This is a genomic window from Verrucomicrobium sp. BvORR106 (assembly GCF_000739655.1).
GTDB lineage: Bacteria > Verrucomicrobiota > Verrucomicrobiia > Verrucomicrobiales > Verrucomicrobiaceae > Verrucomicrobium.
The window spans coordinates 1-23,878 of record NZ_BATR01000019.1; the positions used below are offsets into that span (position 1 = coordinate 1).

The window sequence follows — 23,878 nt, forward strand, 5'->3', positions numbered from 1 at the left end:
TACAATCCGTGCGGTGGAAACACGACCAAGGGCACCGGGTCCCGGTCAAACGCAGGATTGGCCCGGCTGTCCACCCAGCAAAGCGGTTCGCGCCATCGCTGGACGCCTTCCTCGGTGCCCTTCCGCTGTTTGATGAGGCCCAGATCCAGCTCGCCCCTCTCAAAGAGCCTCCGCAAATCGCGGCTCAGTCCGCTGGTGATCTCCAGCTTCAAATTCGGATGCCTGCCCGTGAATTCCACCAGCATGCCAGTGAGCCGTCCAGCCGCGAAGTCCTCTGGCACTCCCAGGCGGATGGTCGTCTCCACCACCCCGCGGGAGAGGGCATCCACCGCCTCCTCATTCAGCGCGAGCAACCTGCGAGAGTAGCCAATGAGCCTTTCCCCAGCCGCCGTCAGGCGCACATCGCGCCGGCTGCGATCAAGCACCGCATGGCCGACCTGCTCTTCCAGCCGGGCGATCTTCTGGCTCACCGTGGACTGCGTGGAGCTAAGCCGCCCCGCCGCCACCGTGAAGCTGCCGCAGTCCACCACGGCGACAAACGTCCGCAAAAGTTCCAGGTCCAGAAGCGAAACATTCACAAATGCAATAGATAGCATGCCATGATTTAATTTCCAAATACTAAGCACATTGCGTAGCCTCTGAAACGGTAAGGGAACTCTCAAACCCCTGTTCCCCTGCCGTCCCGGTCACCATTGCTTCCCGCTCTGCGCCATGATCTCGGACCCCTTTTCCGCTCACGCCTCGGCCACCACCGATTCTTCATCGGCGGTGCGACTCGTGGCGGCGGCCAGTCGGGGCGACAGCCGCGAGGTCCTGGCAGCTCTCCAGGATGGAGTGCCTCTGGAGGCGCGGGACCAGCGCCGCCGGACCGCCCTGCTCGCTGCGGTGCAGGGCAATCATGTGGAAACCGCCCGCCTGCTCATGGAGGCAGGGGCAGACGTGAATGCGCGGGATGCCGTGCTCGCCAGCCCGTTCATGACGGCCGCCTCCCAGGGCATGCCGGATCTGCTGGCGCTGACGCTCCGCCATGGGGCCAATGTCCACAGCACGGACCGATTTGAAAGTACTGCCCTCATGGCCGCTGCCGAACGCGGGGATGCAGACACGGTGAGGATGCTTCTCGAGAGCGGCGTTCAGTGGATCACATCAACTGGCTCGACTGGACCGCCCTGCTGCAGGCAGTGATCTTTGGCGATGGCAGCGCGGCCTATGTCGCAATTGCCCGCCTCCTCCTCGATGCAGGGGCTGATGTGAACCTTCCCGATGGTGAAGGAGTCACTGCATTGAAACACGCGACGCAGCGTGGGCAGATGGAAATGGCCGCGCTGCTCCTCGCTTCCGGTGGTCGCTGAGATCAGCGCCGCGCTTTGCTCAAGATCATGACGACGACCCTTGTCACCCCCACCCCTGTCACGTCGGATGCCTTTCTCCAGGAAGCCATTGACCTGGCCGTGGCCAACATCTCTGAAGGCGGCCGGCCATTCGGAGCGGTGGTGGTGAAGTACGGGCGGGTGATCTCCCGCGGGGTCAATGAAATAAACATCACCAACGACCCGACTGCCCACGCAGAGATGCTGGCCGTACGCTCCGCCAGCCAGGTGCTGCAGTCCCCGCTGCTGGAAGGCTGCACCGTCTATGCCAGCGGTCACCCCTGCCCCATGTGCCTGGCCGCCATGCGGATGGCGGGCATCAATGAGGTCTGCTACGCCTTCACGAACCACGAGGCTGAGCCCTATGGCCTCTCCACGGCTGCGATTTACGAGGAACTGGGCATGACCAACAGCCTGCGCCACCTCCGCCTGGTTCATGTCCCACCCCAGGTGGAGGGATGCCACCCCTATGAAACCTGGGCGAAAGCCCGCGGCATCCAGGTCACCACGCTCTCGTGATGCACTCCAACGAGGAAACAACCTTGACCGCCCGCCCGGCCCGCATGCTTCTGCTGCTGGCCACCGTGGTGTTGACGGGTGTGAACCTGCGCTCCTTCCTCACCGCCGCCGGTCCGCTGGCGGCGGACATCCAGCGCAGCACCGGCCTCTCCCAGCAGGGCATGGCCTGGCTCACCTTTCTGCCGGTGGCCCTCATGGGAGCCGGCGCTTTTGCCTCGCCCTGGGTGGCCCGCAAGCTGGGCTCACGACGCGCCATCTTGATCGCGCTTGCCATGCTTGGGTTGGGTTCCCTCTTGCGTTTTGAAGCTCACAGCGGTCTCGCACTCATTGGCACAGCGGCCCTGTGCGGACTGGGCGTGGCCATCGTGCAGGCGATATTTCCTGCCGTGATCAAGGCACAGATGCCTCTCTGGCTGGCGCCCGTGATGGGCCTCTACTCTGCGGCCATGATGGGCGGCGGAGCCCTGGGCGCGCAGCTCTCACCGCTGATGGCCCACACCTTGGGTGACTGGCGCATCGCGCTCGCCATCCTGGGGCTGCCCTGTCTGTTGGCCTTGGGGTTGGCTTGGATCGCCCTTCCAACGTCCGACGCTTGTCCCAAGACCCGCCCCGTTCCGCTCGCTCCTCTCCTGCGCTGCCCGCGGGCCTGGCTACTCATGCTCTGCTTTGGCCTTGTGAATGGCGGCTACTCCTCCCTCGTGGCCTGGCTGGCCCCGTTCTATCAGACGCACGGCTGGAGCGCGACAGGCAGTGGCAGCCTGGTGGCCGTCATGACCCTTTCTCAAGCCGCGGCCGCCTTGCTGCTGCCCATCCTCGCCCGCCGCAATCTGGACCGCCGCACTTGGCTCTGGCTATCGCTGGCCCTGCAGGCAGTGGCTTTCACGGGCCTCGCTGCAATGCCAGATCTCTCGCCCAAGCTCTGGGCCGCCGTGGGCGGCGCAGGTCTGGGGGGCTTCTTCGCCCTCTTCATGGTGGTGGCTCTCGACCATGACCATCGCCCGGCTCATGCTGCCGCGCTGAGCGCCGTGATGCAGGGGGGAGGCTTCTTAATTGCCGCCCTTGCCCCCTGGCTGGCCGCCGTGCTGCACGACTACACGGACGGATTCACCGCCGGATGGCTGGTGCATCTGGGTTGCATCGCTATCGTGGCGGGACTGACGATCAAGCTGGCACCCGCAGGTTATGCAGAGGCTCTGGCTGGCAGGGAGGACATGATCACCCGACAGGGGCCGCCTCCAAAACTTGATGCTTCCCTTCCGTGAATCACGGCACAAGGGGCCAGTTCAGCCTGGACCATTTGTAGGCAATGGAATGCGTGCGTCTTGAAGCAGCTGGTTGAGGAAGCGGGGCGAACCTTCCACGGTCACCGTCGCCACCTGCTTGCCATCCTGAAACCAATAGACCTGATAACATTGATAGCAGATCAGGAAATCGTGGGTGTGCCCCGAAGCCACCGCCCGCACCCCGTGTCGTGGCACAAAGCATCTCACACTCGATCCATCGGAGGCCTTCTCCGCCTTGTACAGCTCCTCCGCCACCTGCTGGGACTGTTCCTTGTTGAGGAGCGTTTGCCCAAGCACCTTGTACCCGTGCAACGTCTCATCGACGGCATCACGGCTTCGCCGTGGGTTCAGGGAATAAAGCACCACCGAGTCGGCTGACGCGAACAACCTCCCATAGTAGGAAGTTTGTTCGCCGCCTGGACTCAGCGTGCGGCATCCCACCCCAAGCATGGACAGCAGCAAGACGACTATGCAAAGCAGAGAGGGGGCTTTCATGAGGAAAAGTGGCGGGAGACCAGTCCGACCAAGAGTCCTGATTGAAGCCACCTCACTCTGGGATGACAAGGAATATCACCGCGCCCCGGCAGGCTTCCCTGCACGCAAACGCCGGATCTGAAGGAACGCGCCGATCAACAGCAGCACCAGGCACACGCCCGCCGCGGCTTGTAGCTCCGGCCCTTCCCGGTCTTTCACCAGCGGGTTGCCCACTGGCAGACGCGTGGTGGTCTCCGTGATGGCCGGGATCATGTGGAAGAAGAAGGTGACCGAGTAGCTCACCACCTCCACCACCTTGCCGGACTTGCCGAACCAACCGCGGGTGCCTGCGCCCCACGCGATCAGCAACACCACCAAGGTGATGACACCCAGCGCATGCGGAGCCCCAAAGCCCCCATGCTCATAGATGCCAAATCCCGTGACACAGGTGAGAATGGTGCCCCAGAGGTAGATCTGGCCCACCGTGTTGCCGGTGATGATCTGCTTGTCCCTGATGAAGGCGTAGATTCCGGCAAAGACCGCCACCAAACTGATGACGGTATGAATGAGGCCCAATGTGGTCAATCCCATGGCTGTTCCTTTCTGATGAGGTTGAAAGAGGATGTGTTGACTCCTGAACTCACCGCAGACCGCCCGCGACGTAGAGGGTCTCCCCTGTCATCCAGGAGGAGTCATCTGAAGCGAGGAACACCACGCCGGTGGCGATGTCCGCAGGCTGGCCCACACGCCCCAAGGGCAGGCCCGCCCCCATCTCCCGGAACTTGTCAGTCAGCCCCTGGGCATGCACGCCATCTGTTTCAATAGGTCCCGGATTGATCGAGTTCACCCGGATCTTTTTGGGAGCCAGTTCCTTGGAGAACGTGCGGGTCAGGCCATCCACAGCAGACTTCGTGGCGTTGTACACACCGGAGTTGGCCGGGGAATAGGTGGCCACCACCGAGCTCACGTTGACGATGGCTCCTCCCGCCTCGCCAAAGTACTTGAGCGACTCCTGCATGGCGAGGATGAGCCCGAGCACGTTGAGGTTGAACATCTTGTGGAAGTGCTCCTCGGTGATCTGTCCCAGCGGGGCGAAGTCGTACACCCCGGCGTTATTCACCAGGATATCGAGCTGTCCATAGAGCGCCTTGGTCTCGACGAAGAGACGCTCGATGTCCGCTTGCTTGGACATGTTGGCGTGCACGGCTGCGGCTTTGCCGCCGTCGGCGATGATCTCTGCCACCACCTGATCAGCAGCTTCTTTGCTGGATGAGTAGTTGACGATCACAGACGCGCCCTCTGCGGCGAGGTATTTGGCAACGGAGGCACCGATGCCTTTGGAGGCTCCGGTGACGATGGCTGTCTTGCCGGACAGTTTTGATTGAGTGGGCATAGGAAGATGGACGGATGGAAGATTGTTCCCGGGGGCGATCTCAGCTCTGCGCAAAGGCGAGCAGGTCGGCGTTGAGCTGATCCTTGCTGGTGTCCCCCAGGCTGTGGGTGCCACCGGGGTAGATCTTGAGTTCGGCGTTGGGGATGAGTTTCACCGCTTCATGGGCGGAAGCGCCGATGGGCACGATCTGGTCGTCATCTCCGTGGATGATGAGCGTAGGCACATCGAACCGCTTGAGATCCTCGGTAAAGTCGGTTTCCGAGAAGGCCTTGATGCAGTCATACGCGTTCTTGTGACCGGACATCATGCCCTGCGCCCACCAGGACTGGATGAGGCCCTGTGAAACCTTGGCCCCCGGCCGGTTGAAGCCGAAGAAAGGACCGCTGGCCACGTCCAGGAAGAACTGGGACCGATCCACCAGATAGGCCTGTCGGAAGCCTTCGAACACCTCCATGGGCAGACCACCGGGATTGGCCTCTGTCTTCACCATGATGGGCGGCACTGCCCCCATGAGCACGGCCTTGGAAACGCGTGCCGTGCCATGGCGGCCGATGTACCGGGCCACTTCGCCACCACCGGTCGAGTGACCGACCATGATGATGTCTTTCAGGTCCAGCAGATCAAACAGCTCTGCCAGATCATCTGCGTACTGGTCCATGTGGTTCCCATCCCACGGCTGGCTGGAGCGTCCATGCCCACGGCGGTCGTGCGCGATGCAGCGAAAGCCCTGGGATGCGAGGAAAAACATCTGTGCCTCCCAGGCGTCGGCAGTCAGAGGCCAGCCGTGGCTGAAGGTGATGACCGGACCCTTGCCCCAGTCTTTGAAATAGATCTCGGTGCCGTCTTTGGTGGTGAACTTGCTCATAATTGTCGAAGGATGGATGGTTTGTTTGTCTGACTGTCTGAAGAAGTTCTGAAAAGGGAGTCAAGATTCGGTGTCAGGGCCTGGAGTTCGCAGCCCGTGGTCTGCCAGGAGGGATCTCACTGCATCAGTGCGGGGGCCGTCGAACCAGTCGCGCTGCAGCTCCAGTAGAAACGGGAGCGCCGTGAGGGACACTGCGCCCGCCTGCGCCATGCGCCGGAAGGCAGCTCGCCGTGCCAGCTTGCTGCGTCCGGAGGAGGCGTCTTCCACAGCATAGACGCCATAGCCATCCGTCAGCGCCTGGAGCGCCGGCAGGACCAGGGAAACCTCCGCGAAAGGCGAGGCCATCACCAGATTCCGCCTCCCCGACTGTCGGAGCGCCGCATGGAACTTGGGGCAGTCCCACGCATTGATGCCGGTCCGCCGGATCACTTGGGTATCAGGAAACCTCCGCGAAAGCCAGGGTGCGGCAGCTCCGCCGCCCGCCACCGTGATGATCACCGGGAGACTGAAAAGCGCCGCCGTCCGGGCCAGCAGGCCCGCCGGCGAGTCTTCATTCAGGCTGGAGTCTTCGGGCAGCATCTCAGGTTGAAAGTCGATGAAAATGACCGTGCAATTGTCCGGGGTCAGCAGGCCTTTGTCGGTGGTGCTCACACTCATGTCGTCATTCCCTTCCCGTGGTGGGGCGTCAGTTGACCGCTTCCAGTTTGCTCCACGACCTCCTCCTCCGCCAGTGCCCGGGCGGGCGGATTTACCACCCCTCCGAGGGATGAGAAGCGTCTCCTCCTTTTGGATGAGATGCCCGCCGTTTCCGAGTCTGTAAGGTGGTTCTTCCTCAAAGAGGATGCGGCCACTCTGGCACCTACGGTGGTCTAAAGCTGCACCAAACCCCGCCTGCTCGCAGTGGCCACCGCCTCGGTCCGGCTCAGGACGTTGAGCTTCGTGAAGATGCTCCGCAAATGGGACTTCACCGTCGTCTCCCCGATGTAAAGATGCGTGCCGATCTCCTTGTTGCTCCGCCCCTTGGCCAGCAACCCCAGCACCTCCAGCTCCCGGCCGGTCAACGGTTCGTTGGCCAGACCCGAGGCGAGCTTGGCCACGAGGCTTGGTGACACGACCGTCTCCCCAGCATACACCTTGCGGATGCAGGCCAGCAGCTCCTCGCGCGGCGCATCCTTGAGCAGATACCCCTTTGCCCCGGCCTTGATCGCCATGGAGATGTCCGCGTCCGTGTCGAACGTGGTGAGCACCACCATCCTCGCGCCCGGCTGCTTTTGCCGTATTTCCTCGATCGCCCCCACGCCGTCCAGCACGGGCATGCGTAGATCCAGCAGGGCCACATCGGGCTGACACTGGCTCCACAGCTCCACCGCCTCCCTGCCATTGGCCGCCTGGGCCACCACTTCCATGTCTGCCTGTCGCCCAATGATGGACGCCAGCCCCTCCAGCACGGTCACATGATCATCCGCCACCAGCACCCGGATGGTGCCGGTGCTGGGGCTGTCGCAGAATCGGTGTGTGCTAGAACCCTGGCTCATGGGATGAAGGTGCGCCGCTATGATTCCGCATTTTTGCCGCAGGGCAAGACAATGACCACCCTGGTTCCGTTACCGGACGAGCTCTCCACCGTCAACGCGCCCCCCAGGGCCAGTGCCCGCTCGCGGATTCCCAACAGGCCGAAGCCGTCGTTGCGCGCCCCAGGATCAAATCCCCGGCCATTGTCGCGCAATTGAAACCGGACCCCCTCCGGACCAAAAACGAGCCAGGACTCAAACTCGGTTGCCCCGGCGTGGCGCAGAGTGTTGGTCAGCACCTCCTGCCCGATGCGCAGGAGGTTCTCATCCCATCCGGCAGGCAACAGCGGCGGAGAGCCCTCCACGTGGAGCAGCGCTCTCAAACCTGTTCCTGCCGTCATCTTTTGGAACAGCTCCCCCAAGGCATCCCCGAGGGGCCGGGTTTCCAGGGCCAGAGGACGCAGGGCCCTCACCGAACGACGCGCCTCTGCCAGGCTCTCCCGGGCCAGCTCACTGGCCCGTGCGATGTGCTGGTCCGCCTCTTCCTCAAGATGTTGGCCCCGGGCATCCGCCGCAGCCTCGAGCTGGATGATCACTCCAGTGAAGCCTTGGGCCAGGGTGTCGTGAATATCCCGGGCCATGCGGTTCCGCTCCTCGATCACCGCAGAGGCCCTCCGCTGCTCTGAGGCTCGCAGCTCATCGGCAGCCCGCTTGCGCTCGATGGCGATGCTGGCGAGGTGGGCACACTGCTCGGTGAGGCGTTGTTCCCGGGGCGTGGGCCATCCCGGTTTAGGGGTATAACTGGCAAACGTGCCCAGGACCCGGCCGTTGGAAGCCAGGATGGGAGACGACCAGCAAGAGCGCAACCCACCTCCCAGTGCGGCATCCCGGTACAGGCAGCCATAGGGATCGGCCTCAATATCCGCCACCACAATCTGCTGCCGGAAGAACACCGCTCTCCCACAAGGCCCGGTTTCAGGGCCGATCAGCGCGCCATTCACCGCCTGGACAAGATCCTCCGGCAGGCGGGAGGGTGCCGCGTGCCGCAGCCTTTGCGTGGCCTCGTCGTGGAGCAAAATGCTGCAGAGCGTGTTCGGAAAGGCCTCCTCCATGAGACCACAAAGACTCTGCAACACCCCCGGCAGTTCATCCCCACGGGCGATCATCTCCAGAAGACGCTTCTCCGATGTCAGCACCGCTTCCGCCCGCTTGCGGTCATCGATGTCTGTGGTCTGGCCATACCACTTCACGAGCGTGCCCGTGGCATCGTGCAGCGGCACTCCTCGAAAAAGGAACCAGCGATACACGCCATCGTGACGGCGCAGGCGACACTCGACCTCCCCCGGCTTGCCGGAGACCAACAACGCCCGCCAGTAACCTTCGAGCTGCGGCAGATCTTCCAGATGCACCGCCGCCGCCCACCCCCAGCCTGCCGCCTGCTCCATGCTAAGACCCGTGTAGCTGAGCCAGCGCTGGTTCAGGAAATCCACGTGCCCGTCCGGCAGTGCGCTCCAGATCAGGCCCGGCGTCGTGTGGGTGGCGAGCTGGAACTGCTCCTTGAGTGCCTCCATCTCGCGCAGGGCAGACTCCAATGAAGTCTGGGTGACCCGCTGCTCGGTCACGTCATGGCAAGAGCAGATGACCAGCTCCCGCCCTCCAAAGTGGCCTCGTGCCAGCCGCAGCGACACTTCCTTCGTTGTGCCGTCCTGGCAGCGGCAAGTGCGCCAGACCGCCCGCCCTCCGCCCACTGTGGCGGAAGCCATCTCCGCGAGGATCTCCTCCCGGTCCGCACACACCACCAAGTCCCACGGTCGCATCCCCTTGAGCTCTGTCACCGAGTAGCCCAGGAGGGCAGCGGCGGCTGGATTCGCATCCACAATCATCCCATCCGGTTCCGCGATGAAAACCGCCTCGGCGATGTGATGGAAGAACCCCTCCATCTGCTCCATGCGACGGTGACAATCGGCAAGCTGCTGCCGGCATCGCTCCAATTCCCAGCGCAACCCAGCCTCCGAGTCCGGTGGGAGTTGGGTCAGGGGATCGGGCGGCACCTTGCTCACCCTGACATCGAACCATGAATTGGCGGTCGATCAATGCCGAAAAGAAAGTCGCATCGTCACCATCTCACTGTTGAGTCAGATTGCGGGAATTGGCTTGCGTATTCTCCCATTTCACGGCAGAAAACTCCCTATGGAAGCGGAGCAAACCGCCAGCCCCCCATCGCATCTGCTCGTTTTGGCACCACGCTCGCGAGGCTCCCGAACGGGCATGGTAGCATGCGCAGTTCTGGTGACCACGTTTCTTGGAGTTTGGTTCTACGCCACCGGAAAAGCGTGCGTCGACATCCTCTATTTCAAGAATTTCTCTCTCACTGCGGGAGTGACACACAGACCCCAATCCAGATGAAGCGATTCATTCTTACGTTTGTTCTCGCATGCGTCGTCCTCGGCAGCTCCCGAGCGGAAGACAAGAACCCGTCTCCCGTTCAGGCCCAAATCGAACTGCTAGCGTTGCTAGGCTCCATCATCGATGAGCATTGGACCCTGCATTTTTCCGCAAGTGACAGGACGATCTGCCTCACATGCGACATCATGGTAAATGGACGCTATGGAGGTCTGAATAGCGAACCGGCAGACGAGTTCCGCCAGTCCTCTTTCTCCATCAAGTTAGTGCCCTTCATTGATCCCGAAAACTACACAGAACTGGCCACAAAACAGAAGGAAACCACCAACGCTGCTCTGGAAAAGGCGTTGAACACCATTCCGTTCAAGTTTCCACCGAACGTACCTTACATGCGAATGCACCAGTTTCTCTCGCCGACGTCCGCTGAAGAGTGGGCCACTTACCTGGAATTTCTGACAGCAGAAGAACAAGTGCGGATGCGCCCCCAGTTCCACTGGCGTTCACATGGCGTCTGGACAGAAGGACGCCGACTAGTCATACCAGCCAACCCTGAGAGTGAGGAGGCCAAGACCGTGCTAAGGAAGGTCGACGATATCCTGCGCCAGTTTACACCTTATCCCCAGGATACAAATTCGCGGTAGCGCAGCTTCGACAGACCCTGGGCCGATCAACGCTGTAGCGCAAGCGCCCTACAGCACAGATGGCCTGACCGCGAGACCCCATGCAATCTCATGGGACGCTTGCAACGAACCGGGACAGGAATGTCCCTCGCTCCTATTACTGACTGCACGGTCTGGCAAAGTAGATACACCGAACGTCCGCAGAGCTTCACCGCGTAAACGCGGAACTCCAACCCTCTCCGGTCCTCCAGCAGGGTTGGAGTTCCGCATTTATGCGGTCAGGACCGCAAGTCCCATCACGGCTATTTTTCAGAACGTTACCTCGAACCCCAACCGACGCACCGACGCACCGACGCACCGACGCACCGACGCACCGACGCACCGACGCACCGACGCACCGACGCACCGACGCACCGACGCACCGACGCACCGACGCACCGACGCACCGACTTCAAAGCCTCCGATCCGCTTCCGCAATCGGCTGGTCATTGATGCTCGCATAGCGGTACTTCATGTACCCCAGCTCATCGAACTCCCAGTTCTCATTGCCGTGACTGCGGTACCACTGGCCGCTGTCGTCGTGCCACTCATATTCAAAACGGACGGCAATGCGGTTCCCGGTGAAGGCCCAGAGGGTCTTCTTCAGCCGGTAGTCCAGCTCCCGTGACCACTTGCGCTTGAGGAACTCGACCACAGCGGCGCGACCGTTGACGAACTCCGCGCGATTGCGCCATTCCGTGTCCTCGGTGTAGGCCAGCGAGACCCGCTCGGGGTCGCGACTGTTCCAGGCGTCTTCGGCAGCCTGCACTTTGGCACGGGCGCTTTCTTCGGTGAAGGGAGGGAGGGGAGGTCTTGGGTTCATGGTTTTACTTTGGTTTGTTTTGGCTGGCAAGTTGGGCTTCAAGTTCAGCGAGGCGGGCTCTCATCGGCGCCACCGCCGCCTCCACCTCTTCAGCCGTATAGCGCGGGGTGATGTACTGGGGACAGTTCCAGTCAAAGGAAACAACTTGAATGACGAACACGCGCTCCGTGAGGGCGGCCATTTCCGGCGGGGCCACCTTCTTCACCAGATCAGGATGCTCACGAGCATCCAGCACCTTGGCGTGACCCATGATCTTGAGACGTTCCTTGTTGGGATAGTCCATCAGGAACAGGCTCACACGATCATCCACAGAAACATTGCCGGTGCTGAGCATCTGCCGGTTCCCACGGAAATCCGCAAAGGCCAGCTCGGAGGGAGACAGGACTTTGAGAAAGCCTGGAGGACCTCCGCGATGTTGCAGGTACGGCCAGCCAGTCTCGGTCACACTGGCCATGTAGAAACTGTCCCGGGTGGCGATGAACATCGCCTCCTCAGGGGTCAGTCGGTCATCCTGGCTGGCGGGGGCAGGCACCCGGGCCTTGCCAAAATAATGCTGCTGCGCCTCCAGCACGGCGGGGGTGCTGACCATTTCACGATATCGCTCAGCCATGGCAAGGATACAGGTTGAAGTTCAAATCAGGCCTCGCCGCCGAAGGCCACATAATCATCAAGGTCGAGGCGGTCGAACACGGTGGCAATGTCATCCCGCTCCGGATTCAGCCGCCGGATCTCGGCAGTGAACCAGTCGCGGCGTTCGACGCCATGATAGGCAAAGGTTTCCGTCCAGGCCGCCCACTGGGCAATCTCAAACGGACTGCGTTTGTGGGGTGCCGTTTCCTGAACCCATTGGAGGATCGCCCAGTCCCCGCCGCCGGCCTTCACCCTCTCCAGCAGGGCATCGGGATCGATGCCCGTGAAGCGGTAGAAGTGCCAGTCGGTGGGGTTGCCGTAGCGGTACTCCCCAAGAGTGCCGGCGATCGATGCCCGCGCTTTGTCGAGGAGGCGGGGGAGGATGGTGTATCCGCCCAGGCGGACTCGGGGGCTGCGCGGCGGGGCTTGGGTGAGATCAGGTGCTTTCATGGGGAGTGATACGGTTGGACGGAGCCGTTTAAGCGCCGCGGGCGATCAGGGACTCGATAGCCGACTTGGACTGCGCGCCGCGCACCGTAGCCACCGGCTGGGCGTCCTTGAAGACGATCAGCGTGGGGATGCTGCTGATGCCGTAGCGTTGCGCCAGGTCGGGAGCGTCATCCACATTCACCTTGGCCACCACCGCCTTGCCCTGCTGCTCACCCGCCACCTGTTCGAGGACCGGGCCCATCATGCGGCAAGGGCCACACCACTCGGCGTGGAAGTCCACCAGCACGGGCTGCGAGGTGGAGGCCAGCGTTTGGTCGAAGGATTGGGAACTGAGTTCAATAGCTTTCATACATTTGATGCTTTCGCAGTTGGGTTGATCTTTGGGGCTTAATATAGACAGACAAGTCTGTCTGTTTTGTGTTCAATGAAAAACTCTTTCTGCTTATGCCGGAAGACCCTCGCACAGCGCCAGTGCCGCTGTTTTGGCAGAGTCAGCCGGCCAGGTGCTGCGGGCGTTCTGCGATTCCATCACCGCGCCGCTGTACAACAGGAAAAACGTGTCGCCAAGGAGCCGGGATTCTGCCGAAGCGCCGCCTCTGACCTGCGCCGCCAGCTCCTGCCAAAATTCGCGGTTGCCCGCCTTGTGCGCGCGGATGGTTTCCCGGACCTCGCTGGAAGCCTCCAACATGGAGGCCGTGATCGAAAACGGGCACCCGCGGAAGTCGGAGCCCTTCACATACCGACGCAGGCCGTCGAACTTCTTTGCCACCTTTTCCAGCGGCGGCCGGGGATCTGCCAGGAGCTTCTCGTGCGCTGTCGCCGTCTCTGCTGCATCGGCCTTTAGCCACTCCAGGCAGAGCTTCTCCTTGCTCTTGAAGTGGGCGTAGAACGTCGCTTTGGCCACGCCGGACTTCTCAATGATCTCATTGATGCCCACCAGCTCATACCCGCGGCTCGCGAACAACGCGGCGGCGGTGCTGAGGATCTGGTTGCGAGCATCGGACATGGCTGAATCTTAGACAGACTTGTCTGTATTGTCAAAAGAATTTTGCCAGGTTAGCCCTCACCCGCTGCTCGGCCGGGCGACAGGCAGGGAGAAGATCGGCCCACTTCACACCGTTTTTGTCTTCGTCCTCTCAAACCGCCTGCACCTTCCATGACCCCGCGCAACCACCCCACCCGTCGGCGCTCGTTTCTCATTCCCCTTGGCGTCACCCTGCTGCCCGCTCTGGGCTGCCTCTACCTGGCCACGGCCCAGGAGCAACCGGTCACACCGTCCACACCTGTCACGCCAGCCCCTTCCGTTGCCCCGGTGCCGCCATCCAAACCTGCCTCAGGCTTCCACGCCGGGGCGGCGGTGGCGGATATTTCCCCGGACCAATGGCCGCTCTCCCTGCGGGGTTCCTTTACCCCCAGGGCCAGTGCCACCCTCAACGATCCCCTCACCTCCCGGGCCATCGCGGTGCAGAACGGATCAGGCCGCGCGGTCCTCGTCATCGTGGACAATCTCATGATCAACCGGGAGACCCTGGATGCGATCAAGCAGAAGGCAGCGGAAGCCACCGGCTGGAAGACCGAGGAAATGCTCATCGCCGCCACACACACGCACACCGCCCCCTCCATCTCCGGCACGGGTGGGACCAAGGCCGCCGAGGCCTACCGGCAAAAGGCTCAAGCCGGCATCGCCCAGTCCGTCATTGATGCCATCGGTCGCCTGCAACCAGCTTCCATCGCCTTTGGCTCCGATGCCGTGCCGGATGAGGTGTTCAACCGCCGCTGGTATCTGAAGGAAGGCACCATGCCGCTCAATCCCTTTGGCGAGTACGACAAGGTCAAGATGAATCCCAACCGGGCCGACATCGTGAAGCCCGCAGGCCCCACCGATCCGGAAGTCTCCGTGCTGGACATCCGCACGCGCAAGGGAGCGCGCCCGCTTGCCTTCCTGGCCAACTACGCCCTGCACTATGTGGGCGATCTGCCGGAGGGAGTTGTTTCCGCGGACTACTTTGGCGAGTACGCCCGCGTCATGCCCTCGCGAGTGGGCGGTCGCAAACCGCCGGAGGATTTCGTGGCCGTGCTTTCCAACGGCACCAGTGGCGACATCAACAACATCGACTTCAACGGCACCCGTGCCCCCCGCCAGCCCTATGAGCAAATCCGCCTGGTGGCGGCCAAGGTGGCCGATGCCTCCTGGCGCGCCGTGCGCAACGCCAAGCGGCAGGACGACCTGCCCATCGCCATCCTGCAGCGTGAGATCGAGCTGGAGCGCCGCCGCCCCACTCCGGAAGCCTTGGAGAAAGCCAAAGCCACCGCCAAGCTCACCGATGAGGAGGCCAAGAACCTGCCTCGTCTGGCTGTGAACTATGCCCACCGCACCATCGGAGCGGCGGAAGGTCCCGAGAAAGTCTCCGTCCTGCTCCAGGCCATTCGCATTGGCGATCAGGCCATCGTGACCATGCCCTTCGAGGTGCTGGTGGAAATTGGGCTGGAGATCAAAAAGAAGAGTCCGTTTCCGCGAACCTTCATGATCGAGCTGGCCAATGGGGCCAACGGCTACCTGCCGCCCCCTCATCAACATGAGCTGGGCGGCTATGAGACCTGGCTGGGCACCAACACCGTGCAGAAAGATGCCTCCGTCATCATGACCCGCCACCTGCTGGAGATGCTGGCGGAGCTGAAGGCCTCCGGCTCCTGATGAGCGGCCCTCCCAGGCACCCGCCGCTCACCGGGATTGCGCCTTAAAACGCTCGCCTGCGGCTCCGGCCTGCGCCAGAATGGACGTCCTGACTTCCATTCTGTGATGCTCCTGAGCCCAGGCGACACCCATCCAGCGGGAGGCAGCCGGGGAACATCCGGCGCTCCCGCCCGCTTCCGCCCATGCCGTCCGGCATGGGCACGGCGGTGCTGGGTGATGGCCTTCCTGGCGGTCGCCTCGCTGGATACCACCCCGCTCCGGGCCGCGTCCGCCTGGTCATGGTTTCACCCACCCCTGCGGAGCCTGGAACAGGAGACCCAGGCGCTGGATGCCCAACTGGCCCAGTTGCCGCCCCTCCCAAACCCCCAGGCCCATGAGCACGCTGGGTTTCACAGCGGCTGGGCTCCCGACGCCGAAAGTGTGCGCTGGGTGCAGGTGGATCTGGGGCGGGTCATGCCGCTGGACGCCGTGGTGGTGATCCCCGCGTTCCTGGGGGGGACCACTGCCTACGGATTCCCCTCCCGCTTCCGCGTGGACATCTCCCACGATCCAGAGTTCGCGGAATCAACCACCCTCTTTGACCACACTGGCAGCGACTTCCGACGGGCCATGGCCCCGGTCTACCTCCCCGCGGCAGGCCAGGAGGGGCGCTATGTACGGTTCACCGCCACCCGGCTCGCCGCGGGCAACGCCCCGCGTTTTTACTTCTGCCTGGGAGAGCTGCTGGTCTTTTCAAATGCCGCCGTGGTCTCCGCGCGTTGCCCAGTCACCTCCTCCAAGGCCAGCGAGACCGCCCCCACCTGGAGCAAGAGCAATCTGGTGGATGGCATCAGCGCCCTGGGATTGCCGGTCATCCCCGGTTCCAAGGCCACCAACGGCTGGCACTCCGCCATTCATGCCACACCGGAGCATTCCTCCTGGGTGCAGATGGATCTGGGCAGTGTGCAGCCGCTGGATGAAGTGCGGTTTGTTCCCACCCATCCCGCCGATTTCCCTGACCGGGCTGGCTTTGGCTTTCCTGCCTGGTTCCGGCTGGAGGGGTCCGATGAAGAAAGTTTCCTGAATCCCAAGGTGCTCTTTGAGGCGGCAGCCACCCCCTTCCCGAACCCTGGTGACAATCCGGTGCCCTTTCCGCTCCACGGGCACCGCGCCCGTTACCTGCGCATGACGGCCACCCGCCTCTGGCCCCGTGGTGACGACTACGTTATCGCGTTCTCAGAGATGCAGGTGTACTCCGGCGGCAGGAACATCGCCCTGGACACCGGGGTGAAGGTCACCGCCTCGGATGATGTGTTTGCGCCGCTCTGGCAGCGGGAGTGGCTCATGGACGGCCTGGCGGCCAACGGTCGTCTGGTGGAGTGGCCTGTCTGGCTTCAACAGCTCTCCCAGCGGCGGGAACTGGAGGGTGCCCGGGAGGAACTGGCCTCCCGCGCCGCCGCCGCCCTCTCCGTGGCCCAACGCCATGCTCTCTGGTGGGGGGCAGGACTCTCTGCCGTCGCCGTGGCCCTGATGATTGTTTCATCGATGCGCGCCCGCCGTGCCCGGCAGCGGGAGATGGAGGCCTTGCGCCAGCGCATTGCCCGCGACCTGCATGACGAGGTCGGCAGTCACCTCGGCAGCATCTCCCTGGCCAGCGAGCTGGCGCTGCGGGAGTCGCCAGAGGATGCCCATGCCACGCTGGATGAGATTCACCGCATGTCCCGCCAGGCGGCCGAGTCCATGCGCGGCATCGTCTGGCTGGTGCGGGAGGGCGGCGAGCCCACGCTGGACCGCCTCATGCAGGCCCTGCGAGAGAGCGCCACCACCCAGCTTCAAGGCTATGCCTGGGATCTACAGATTCCTGATGATGCCCCCAAGCTCGCGGCCTCCCTCGACTTCCACCGCCACGTGTTCCTGTTCTTCAAGGAAGCCGTGCACAATGTCGTGCGCCACGCGCGCGCCACAGCGGTCCACTTGGAGGTGAACTGGAACCGGGACCGCTTTCAACTCGTGATCGAGGACAACGGTCGCGGGTTTGATCCTGCCACCGCCTCCACTGGCAGCGGTCTGGCCAATCTGCGACACCGCGCCGCCGCCTTGCGCGGAGATGTGGTGCTTTCCTCTACCCCTGGCACACCCGGCGCCAAGGTCACCCTCACCGTCCCCCTTTCCTCCTCCACCCCCACCCGCCCATGACGGACACCCCGACCGACTCCTCCGCCCCCCGGATCATCTGGATCGTGGAGGACCACGCCTCCTTCCGCCGCACCCTGGCCCGCGTGGTCCAGAGCGAGCCGGACCTCTCTTGTGCTCATGATTTCGATTCCTGCGAGTCCGCGCTTGATGGCCTCACCCGATTCACCCGCCCGGACGTCATCCTCCTGGACGTGGGCCTGCCCGGCATGAGCGGGCTGGAGGGCATCCGCCTCTTTCGCGAACGCAGCCCCAACACCCTCGTCATCATCCTCACTGTGTTCGAGGATGATGAGAAGATCTTTGAGGCCATCTGCGCCGGGGCCGCTGGTTATCTCCTGAAAACCGCCGGGGCCGACGCCATTGTCGCCGCCCTCCGTGAAGCCCTAGAAGGCGGCTCGCCCATGAACCCTCGCATCGCCCGCCGCGTGCTGGAGATGTTCTCGAAACTCGCCCCCAAGACCCGCGATTACGGCCTCAGCGCCCGCGAGAAAGAGATCCTCGACCTCATGGTCAAAGGCCTCATCAAAAAAGAAATCGCCGACCGCCTGACCCTCAGCGTCCACACCGTGGACACCTATCTGAGAAGGATCTATGAAAAACTCGAGGTCAATACAAGAACCGGTGCAGTGGCAAAGGCGCTGAAGGAAAGATTGATTTAGACAACCACAGAGGCAGTTTCTAAAATTATGAATGATGAATTAGGAATTTTGAATTTTGGATGACGCTTCCGAGGATCTTTGCCTGTGGCCTGGGCAATTCATTCCTAATTCATAATTCATAATTCATAATTTTTGTGACGCAATTTCCCGCCGCAGCCCCCGTATTCCACCACTCACCTTTTACTTCTCACCACTTACCGGAATGCGCCTCCCTCTCACGCTGACACTCGCCCTCTGCCTCGGCATCCCGCTCCTCGCCCCTGCGCTGGAGCCCAAGGATCGAAGTGTCGTGCTCATCAGCGTGGATGGCTTCCCGGCTTACATGTGGAAGGATCCATCGCTGCCGTTGCCGAATCTGCGCAAGCTGGCCGCCGAAGGTGCCAGCACGGAGGCGATGACCGTTTCCAATCCCTCCATCACTTGGATCAATCACACCACGCTGGTCACCGGCGTTTCTCCCCGGAAGCACGGCGTTCTCTTCAACGGCCTGTTGGTCCGTCAGGGCGTGGACAAGCCGCCGGTGATTGAACAATGGGTGGACAAGGACAAGCTGGTCTTTGCCCCCACGCTCTATGATCTGGCCCATGCAGCCAATCTCACGACGGCGGAAGCCGATTGGGTCGCGGTGACGCGCGCCCCCACCATCACGTGGAGTTTCCCTGAACTCCCCAACGCCGAAGGCCCCATTGAAAAGGAGATGATCGCCAAGGGCCTCCTCACGCCCGAGCAGGTCACGTGGTTCCACAAAGGCCCTCAGGGCAAGAACATCGCCTGGCGCGACTCCACCTGGACCCAGGCCGCCATTCACATGCTCACGGAGCACAAGCCGAACTTCCTGATGTATCACACACTGAACACGGATGCGAACCACCACCGTTACGGTCCACAGAGCTGGCCCAGCTACACCGCCCTCGCTTATGCCGACCGCCTCATCGGCGACCTCGTGGCCTCGGTGGAGAAGGCGGGCATGAAGGACCGCACCACTTATTTCATCGCTACCGACCATGGGTTCAAGAAGGTGCAGAAGTACGTGTACCCAAATGTCATCCTCAAGCAGGCCGGTCTGGTGCGCGCCCTCGGCCCCAACATCCGCCAGTGCGAAGCGGCCGCCGTCACCCAGGGCGGCATGGCCTTTGTTTATGTCACCGATCCCGCCCGCCGGGCCGAGTTCCTGCCCAAGCTCAAGGAACTCTTCAGCCAGGCCGAGGGCATCGACAAGGTCATCGAGGGAACCGACGGCCCCACCCTGGGCATGCCCACCCCGGAGGAGAACCAGGGCGTCGGCGACCTCATCCTCTACCCCAAGGCTGGCTACGCCTTCAACAACAGCGCCGCCGGGGATGTGACCGCCGGACCCACCGAGAACTACGCCGGCACCCACGGCTACCTCGCCAGCGATCCCGAGCTGGACGGCATCTTCATCGCCTCCGGCCCCGGCATCAAACCCGGCGTCGTGCTCCCCCGCATGGCCAACCTCGACGTCGCCCCCACTATCGCCAAGCTCCTGAAGCTCCAGATCCCAAATGTGGAAGGGCGTGTGCTGGAGGAGATCCTGGAGGGCGGGAAGTAGATTGGCAGCTCCCTATTTCCATTTCGCAAGCAGCAAGCCTGCACGTTTTCATTCGCTGATCCACGCACTCCGGCTGACTCCTCGAACCCGGAGGGTTCACCATGAATAGCCATGGGTGAAACGAGCGTAGCGACTGAAACCCATGGGAAACGTGGAGCGGGAACTCTACCGCGGAGCGGTAGGCCATCAGCGCGATCAAACGCCTCACGCATGCCCCACCCGCCCAAGGCCTACCGCTCCGCGGTAGCACGGCATTGACACTTTCCACGGGTTTGGCTCGCTAAACTCGCCTAACCCGTGGCTATTCATGGTGAACCCTCCGGGTTCGGATTCAACTCCCCGCCGGCCGTTCGGTTCTTCAGCCTGGCCCTTGCCTCGGCAATAATAGATTCCGCGTTGAGCGGGACGAATTCGTTGTGACCTGCCTTGAGACCGGGCGTTAGCTCCTGCGTCAACATCGACCACTTGTGATGCTCGTCGTGATCCGAGTCGGCCCCGGAGAGCCTCCTCACTCTTGGCCGATAGATGTAACGCCACTGCAACTCACCGGTGCCTTGCGTATCGCCTCCATCATTCATAAAAGCTCGCTCTGAAAGTTGGACCCGTCGCTACACTCCAACGCTACACATTGTCCTCCCAATCCTCAATCTCTAGGATGTTCATCACCTCCGCGATGTATTCATCCGCCCGCTCGGCCTCTTCGGTCTCCTCGTCTTCAAAGGCGATGGTCAGCTTCTGGGCCAGTTGAAAAATGTCCTCCAATTCCGCCCCGCGCTTCAGGGCCATGACGACGGTCTGAATGAACGTGTTCACCATCCGCTCACAGTCTTCCCGGATCTCCTCCGTGGGGGCACCGGCGTAGTATTCCTCTTCGTTGAACTTCACCTGCTCAATCAGCATGTGCAGGTCGGCGAGGGTGGCAGAGGAGTAGGAGAGTGGCATGCGAATGCATAGCGCGACTCCGTAGCGCTGAAAACTAAAACTATGGAGCCACCCATCCGCATCCCCGCACCCTCTACCAACTCACCCGTGGAGATGAGGCCACGTCAAACCTCCCACTCAATCATCCATCATAAAAAAAACCTGAAGACCCCATCCTGTTAATCCTAAAAAATCTTGTTAATCCTGTCTCAAAAAGCGCCTCCTCTCGCCAACATCACCCCTCCCCTCGCGCTATCACCGCCACGCCGTCCTTCACGCTGTCCGGCGGATGCAGCAGCACTTTCGTTCCCACCTCGATCCCGCCCAACACCTGCGTCTGGCGGCCGTCGGTGCGACCTGCGTTGACATCGATCTTCTTCGCCTTGGCGCTCACGCCATTCTTGACCTTGTCGCCCACAGCGGATTTCAGACGGTCCATGGTGCCGTTGCCAGTGGCATGGGCCTCAGTGCCAACGCTGCCTGAGCCTGAGCCCGCGCCATGGCCGCCCGTGTCATAGACAAAGGTCTTCCAGGCATTCCCCTCACGGAACAGTGCCCCTGCGGGAATGAGCGTCACATCCGGCTGCTGCCACACTGCCACGCGCACCTCCACCCGGTAGCGATCGCCCAGCGCCGCGGCTTCCTTGGGCGGATCCACCAGATCGCTCAGCACATACACGCGTTGTTCCTCGACCCCCAGGGCGGATACCTTGGTGAAGGCCGCAGGCTCCACGAGGCGCACGCGCCCTTTCAGCGGCGCATCGCCACCCCATTGCTCGATGAGCACATCCGCGCCCGGCTTGATGGCCACGGCATCACGCGAAAGGATCTCCGCCTCGATCTCGATATCTGAGGGATCGCCGATCTCCATGATCGCGACACCCGGGGTCACCACCATGGCGCTCTCCTGCTGCACCTTCAGCACCCGGCCGGAGACAGGAGCCCGCAGTTCCACCTCGGCACCGGGCGCCCCATCCGTGCCCACCGGGGACTCGATCTGAAGCAGCGCCGCCTTGGCCTGCTGCCACTCATACTCTGCCACCTTCTGGGCAAACTCCGCCGCACGCACCTCCCGTGCCCGCATGTCGGCATCCCGCTCGGCGTTGTCCCGATCCGTCACGGAGATGCTGCCCGTCTTGGCCAGCCCTTTGTTCCGTTCCCAGTTGGCCTGGGCAAACTTGTCGGCGGTGCGGGCCATTTCCAGCGACTGCTTGGCGCGATCCCGACTGGCATCTGCCCCCTGCAAGCGCGCCTCGGCCTGCGCCTTGGCACGAGGATCCAGCAACGGGGTGGTCACTGGCGCAATGGTGGTGATCACCGTCTTGTTGGCCTCAATGACGTCCCCCGCCTTGAAAGGCACCCGGCGCATCTGCCCGGCCACCGGAGCGGAGATCACAAAGCGGTTGCGGATGCGGGTCTTACCCTCCTCCACCACATTCACCGTCAGCGGTCCTTTGCTCACCTCTCCCAGTTCCACCTCGACCGGCTTGGGCTTCAGCCCATAACCCACCAAGCCAACCATGGCGAGGATGAAGACCCACATGAGGAACTTTCGGAAACGTCCCTTCTTGGACTTGTTGCGCTTCGCGTCCCAAGGCGCGGCCTCGGTGTTCTGCGGCTTGACGATGGGGGTGGAGTCGGTGGCCATGGTATCGGTAAGGAGTAAGAGGTAAGTGGTGAGCGGTGGATGACGGCAGCGCTCAACTCTGGGCCAACGCCCTCGTTGCCGTCTCAGTCATTACTAATTCCAAATTCATCATTCTTAATTTCAATGGTCAGTCCCTCGCCTTCAGCACGCCCACCATGTCCAGCTTCTTGATCAGGCGGCTCACCACCAGGAAGGAGAGACCGGCGGCAGAGAGCACCACAATCACTGCCACAGAGTAGGTGGCGGGATTGATGACCAGCGGCATGCGCACGGTCTCGGTGCTGAAGGAATTGATGATAAAGGTGGTGAGGCCTCGACCAAAGAGCAGTCCCATCGGCAGGGCACCCAGAACCAGGAGACCCAGCTCACCCAGCAACACGCTGGCCACCTCCTTCTGGCTGAAGCCCACCACCCGGAGCGTGGCCAGATCCCGGCTGCGTTCAGAGAGGGCGATGCGCGAACTGTTGTACACCACACCGAAAGCCACAATGACCGCGAGGGTAAAGTAGAGCTGCCGGAGAATGCCGATGCTCTGCCCCGTGGTGTTCCGGAAGGCGGCGAGCTGCTCTTTCTTCACCAGCACGATGGAGGCACGAGGAGTGTCCTTGGCCTCTCGCATGAACTCGGCCCACTTCGCCTGATCCACGCTCAGATACGCGCCATTGATCGTATCACCCTCCCGCATCATGCGGCGCAGGCTGGCGATATCCATATAGGCCTGCACGCCTGCATAGTCGGTGATGAGTCCTGTGATGGCGACTCGTCGCAGCGGTCGCTGACCCTCCAACACTTCTACCTGCACCTCATCGCCAATCCGGGCTCCGAGGATCTCGGCAAGCTTCTCCGACATCACCAGTCCTTCATCGGGCAGGACGATGGTGTTCCCCTTGTCATCCAGCAGGCGGTTCAGGCTGGCTCCTTTGGGCATGCCGGTGATGGCCAGCTTGCGGGAATGATGACCGTACCGCAGCCGCGCCTGCACACTGCGCACGGGCTCGGCGCGCAACACCCCAGGCAAATGCTCGATATCATGGAACCCCGTGGGTGAAGCGGGCTCGGTAAGAAACACCACCACGTCCTGTCTCTGCTGCAGGTTCCACTGATAGGTGAGCAGGTAGTCGATGCTGTCGTTCATCGCGCCAGGCAGCACCATCAGCCCGGTGGCCAGGGAGAGGCCGAACATGGTAAACAAGGCCTGCCACGGCTTGCGCTCGATATTTCGCAAAGCCATGCGGAAGCCTGGGCTGAATCCCTTGGTCAATCCCAGCCGCTCCAAAATCGAAGGCTTGAAATCCGCAGGCGGTTCCGGGCGCATGGCCTCCGCAGGCGGCAGTTTCACCGCCTGCCGCACCACCTTGACCACGCCCAGAGAAGCAGCTCCCGCACTCACCAATAGAGCCAGCCCCAGAGCGCTGAAGTCGAAGGTGAATTCCAGCGATGGGAACCGGAAGAACATGGTGTAGAGATTCACCAGCCCACCGCCCATGTAACGCCCGGCAATGCCGCCAAGAATGGTGCCCAGCACCACGATCACGAGGGCGAACTTCATGTAGTGGAACCCCACTTGGGTCGAGGAGTAACCCAGCGCCTTGAGCTGGGCGATCTGCTCCCGCTGAAGCCGCACCAGGCGTGCGAGCACCGCATTCACCATGAAGGCCGCCACGCTCAGGAACACCACGGGGTAAGCCACAGACAGCGCGGTCAGCACGCGAATTTCGTCATCCAGCCGCATGGCGGAAGCATGATCCTTCCTCGTGTAAGCCCCCAGTGCCCCATAGTTGATCAGGAGACGATCCATCTCCGCCAGCACGGGGCCGGGCGCGGTGCCTG

Annotated in this window: 25 protein-coding genes; 9 read left to right on the top strand and 16 right to left on the bottom strand. The window is 62.3% G+C overall.

Going from position 1 to position 23,878, the window contains the following annotated elements:
• The coding region (locus BV106_RS03325; protein ID WP_051944937.1) for a LysR family transcriptional regulator at positions 1 to 596 on the bottom strand (596 nt) is incomplete at its 3' end.
• A gap of 115 nt (positions 597 to 711) precedes the next feature.
• On the opposite strand from BV106_RS03325, the gene BV106_RS03330 reads away from it, so the two are divergent.
• From BV106_RS03330 to BV106_RS03340, 4 genes are read left to right on the top strand one after another with little or no spacing between them, the layout of a single operon-like run.
• On the top strand, positions 712 to 1,185 hold the full coding sequence (locus BV106_RS03330; RefSeq protein WP_265595295.1) for an ankyrin repeat domain-containing protein: 474 nt from the start codon (positions 712 to 714) through the stop codon (positions 1,183 to 1,185).
• Positions 1,137 to 1,352, top strand: a complete 216-nt coding sequence (locus BV106_RS38070; protein WP_265595296.1) for an ankyrin repeat domain-containing protein — start codon at positions 1,137 to 1,139, stop codon at positions 1,350 to 1,352. The genes BV106_RS03330 and BV106_RS38070 overlap by 49 nt, the downstream gene beginning before the upstream one ends.
• Positions 1,353 to 1,379: 27 nt before the next feature.
• Entirely contained in the window at positions 1,380 to 1,889 is a 510-nt protein-coding gene (locus BV106_RS03335; protein ID WP_051944941.1) for a nucleoside deaminase, read from the top strand.
• Entirely contained in the window at positions 1,889 to 3,151 is a 1,263-nt protein-coding gene (locus BV106_RS03340) for a cyanate transporter (RefSeq protein ID WP_051944919.1), read from the top strand. The genes BV106_RS03335 and BV106_RS03340 overlap by 1 nt, the downstream gene beginning before the upstream one ends.
• Positions 3,152 to 3,172: 21 nt before the next feature.
• On the opposite strand, the gene BV106_RS37035 is transcribed toward BV106_RS03340, so the two are convergent.
• The 7 genes from BV106_RS37035 to BV106_RS34995 form a co-directional block, all read right to left on the bottom strand.
• Positions 3,173 to 3,667 carry a hypothetical protein gene (locus tag BV106_RS37035; RefSeq protein ID WP_051944922.1) on the bottom strand — a complete coding sequence of 165 codons (495 nt, stop codon included), beginning with the start codon at positions 3,665 to 3,667 and terminating at the stop codon, positions 3,173 to 3,175.
• Positions 3,668 to 3,742: 75 nt separating this feature from the next.
• Positions 3,743 to 4,237: a hypothetical protein gene (locus tag BV106_RS03350; protein WP_038160489.1), complete on the bottom strand. Its 495-nt coding sequence runs from the start codon at positions 4,235 to 4,237 to the stop codon at positions 3,743 to 3,745.
• A gap of 49 nt (positions 4,238 to 4,286) precedes the next feature.
• Entirely contained in the window at positions 4,287 to 5,039 is a 753-nt protein-coding gene (locus tag BV106_RS03355) for a glucose 1-dehydrogenase (protein ID WP_038160491.1), read from the bottom strand.
• Positions 5,040 to 5,079: 40 nt separating this feature from the next.
• On the bottom strand, positions 5,080 to 5,904 hold the full coding sequence (locus tag BV106_RS03360) for an alpha/beta hydrolase (RefSeq protein WP_038160493.1): 825 nt from the start codon (positions 5,902 to 5,904) through the stop codon (positions 5,080 to 5,082).
• A gap of 60 nt (positions 5,905 to 5,964) precedes the next feature.
• The gene (locus BV106_RS03365; RefSeq protein WP_051944925.1) at positions 5,965 to 6,561 is read right to left on the bottom strand and encodes an isochorismatase family protein; all 597 of its coding nucleotides are present in this window, start codon (positions 6,559 to 6,561) and stop codon (positions 5,965 to 5,967) included.
• 212 nt (positions 6,562 to 6,773) lie between these two features.
• Positions 6,774 to 7,439, bottom strand: a complete 666-nt coding sequence (locus tag BV106_RS03370) for a response regulator transcription factor (protein ID WP_051944929.1) — start codon at positions 7,437 to 7,439, stop codon at positions 6,774 to 6,776.
• Positions 7,440 to 7,456: 17 nt separating this feature from the next.
• Positions 7,457 to 9,475: a PAS domain S-box protein gene (locus tag BV106_RS34995; protein ID WP_265595297.1), complete on the bottom strand. Its 2,019-nt coding sequence runs from the start codon at positions 9,473 to 9,475 to the stop codon at positions 7,457 to 7,459.
• 342 nt (positions 9,476 to 9,817) lie between these two features.
• On the opposite strand from BV106_RS34995, the gene BV106_RS03380 reads away from it, so the two are divergent.
• Positions 9,818 to 10,459: a hypothetical protein gene (locus BV106_RS03380; protein ID WP_038160496.1), complete on the top strand. Its 642-nt coding sequence runs from the start codon at positions 9,818 to 9,820 to the stop codon at positions 10,457 to 10,459.
• A gap of 430 nt (positions 10,460 to 10,889) precedes the next feature.
• On the opposite strand, the gene BV106_RS03385 is transcribed toward BV106_RS03380, so the two are convergent.
• The 5 genes from BV106_RS03385 to BV106_RS03405 form a co-directional block, all read right to left on the bottom strand.
• Positions 10,890 to 11,300 (bottom strand): nuclear transport factor 2 family protein, encoded by a 411-nt coding sequence (locus tag BV106_RS03385; protein WP_038160499.1) that lies wholly within the window; start codon positions 11,298 to 11,300, stop codon positions 10,890 to 10,892.
• A gap of 4 nt (positions 11,301 to 11,304) precedes the next feature.
• The gene (locus BV106_RS03390; protein WP_038160502.1) at positions 11,305 to 11,910 is read right to left on the bottom strand and encodes a pyridoxamine 5'-phosphate oxidase family protein; all 606 of its coding nucleotides are present in this window, start codon (positions 11,908 to 11,910) and stop codon (positions 11,305 to 11,307) included.
• A 26-nt stretch (positions 11,911 to 11,936) separates the two neighbouring features.
• On the bottom strand, positions 11,937 to 12,380 hold the full coding sequence (locus BV106_RS03395; protein WP_038160504.1) for a DUF5069 domain-containing protein: 444 nt from the start codon (positions 12,378 to 12,380) through the stop codon (positions 11,937 to 11,939).
• A 28-nt stretch (positions 12,381 to 12,408) separates the two neighbouring features.
• Positions 12,409 to 12,729: a thioredoxin gene (gene trxA, locus BV106_RS03400; protein WP_038160508.1), complete on the bottom strand. Its 321-nt coding sequence runs from the start codon at positions 12,727 to 12,729 to the stop codon at positions 12,409 to 12,411.
• Positions 12,730 to 12,822: 93 nt separating this feature from the next.
• Positions 12,823 to 13,386 (bottom strand): TetR/AcrR family transcriptional regulator, encoded by a 564-nt coding sequence (locus BV106_RS03405; RefSeq protein ID WP_038160511.1) that lies wholly within the window; start codon positions 13,384 to 13,386, stop codon positions 12,823 to 12,825.
• Between the two features lie 150 nt (positions 13,387 to 13,536).
• Between BV106_RS03405 and BV106_RS03410 the strand changes: the two genes are divergently transcribed.
• The 4 genes from BV106_RS03410 (at position 13,537) to BV106_RS03425 (ending at position 19,479) form a co-directional block, all read left to right on the top strand.
• On the top strand, positions 13,537 to 15,075 hold the full coding sequence (locus BV106_RS03410; RefSeq protein WP_081891489.1) for a neutral/alkaline non-lysosomal ceramidase N-terminal domain-containing protein: 1,539 nt from the start codon (positions 13,537 to 13,539) through the stop codon (positions 15,073 to 15,075).
• 105 nt (positions 15,076 to 15,180) lie between these two features.
• On the top strand, positions 15,181 to 17,250 hold the full coding sequence (locus BV106_RS03415; RefSeq protein ID WP_081891490.1) for a discoidin domain-containing protein: 2,070 nt from the start codon (positions 15,181 to 15,183) through the stop codon (positions 17,248 to 17,250).
• Positions 17,247 to 17,909: a response regulator transcription factor gene (locus BV106_RS03420; protein WP_038160517.1), complete on the top strand. Its 663-nt coding sequence runs from the start codon at positions 17,247 to 17,249 to the stop codon at positions 17,907 to 17,909. The genes BV106_RS03415 and BV106_RS03420 overlap by 4 nt, the downstream gene beginning before the upstream one ends.
• A 202-nt stretch (positions 17,910 to 18,111) precedes the next feature.
• On the top strand, positions 18,112 to 19,479 hold the full coding sequence (locus BV106_RS03425; protein ID WP_081891491.1) for an ectonucleotide pyrophosphatase/phosphodiesterase: 1,368 nt from the start codon (positions 18,112 to 18,114) through the stop codon (positions 19,477 to 19,479).
• 621 nt (positions 19,480 to 20,100) lie between these two features.
• Here the strand turns inward: BV106_RS03425 and BV106_RS03435 are convergent.
• The 3 genes from BV106_RS03435 to BV106_RS03445 all read right to left on the bottom strand — a co-directional run.
• Positions 20,101 to 20,421 (bottom strand): DUF4844 domain-containing protein, encoded by a 321-nt coding sequence (locus BV106_RS03435; RefSeq protein ID WP_038160523.1) that lies wholly within the window; start codon positions 20,419 to 20,421, stop codon positions 20,101 to 20,103.
• A 214-nt stretch (positions 20,422 to 20,635) separates the two neighbouring features.
• Complete coding sequence (locus tag BV106_RS03440) at positions 20,636 to 22,048, bottom strand: HlyD family efflux transporter periplasmic adaptor subunit (RefSeq protein ID WP_051944935.1); 1,413 nt, start codon at positions 22,046 to 22,048, stop codon at positions 20,636 to 20,638.
• 127 nt (positions 22,049 to 22,175) lie between these two features.
• The coding region (locus BV106_RS03445) for an ABC transporter permease (protein WP_038160548.1) at positions 22,176 to 23,878 on the bottom strand (1,703 nt) is incomplete at its 5' end.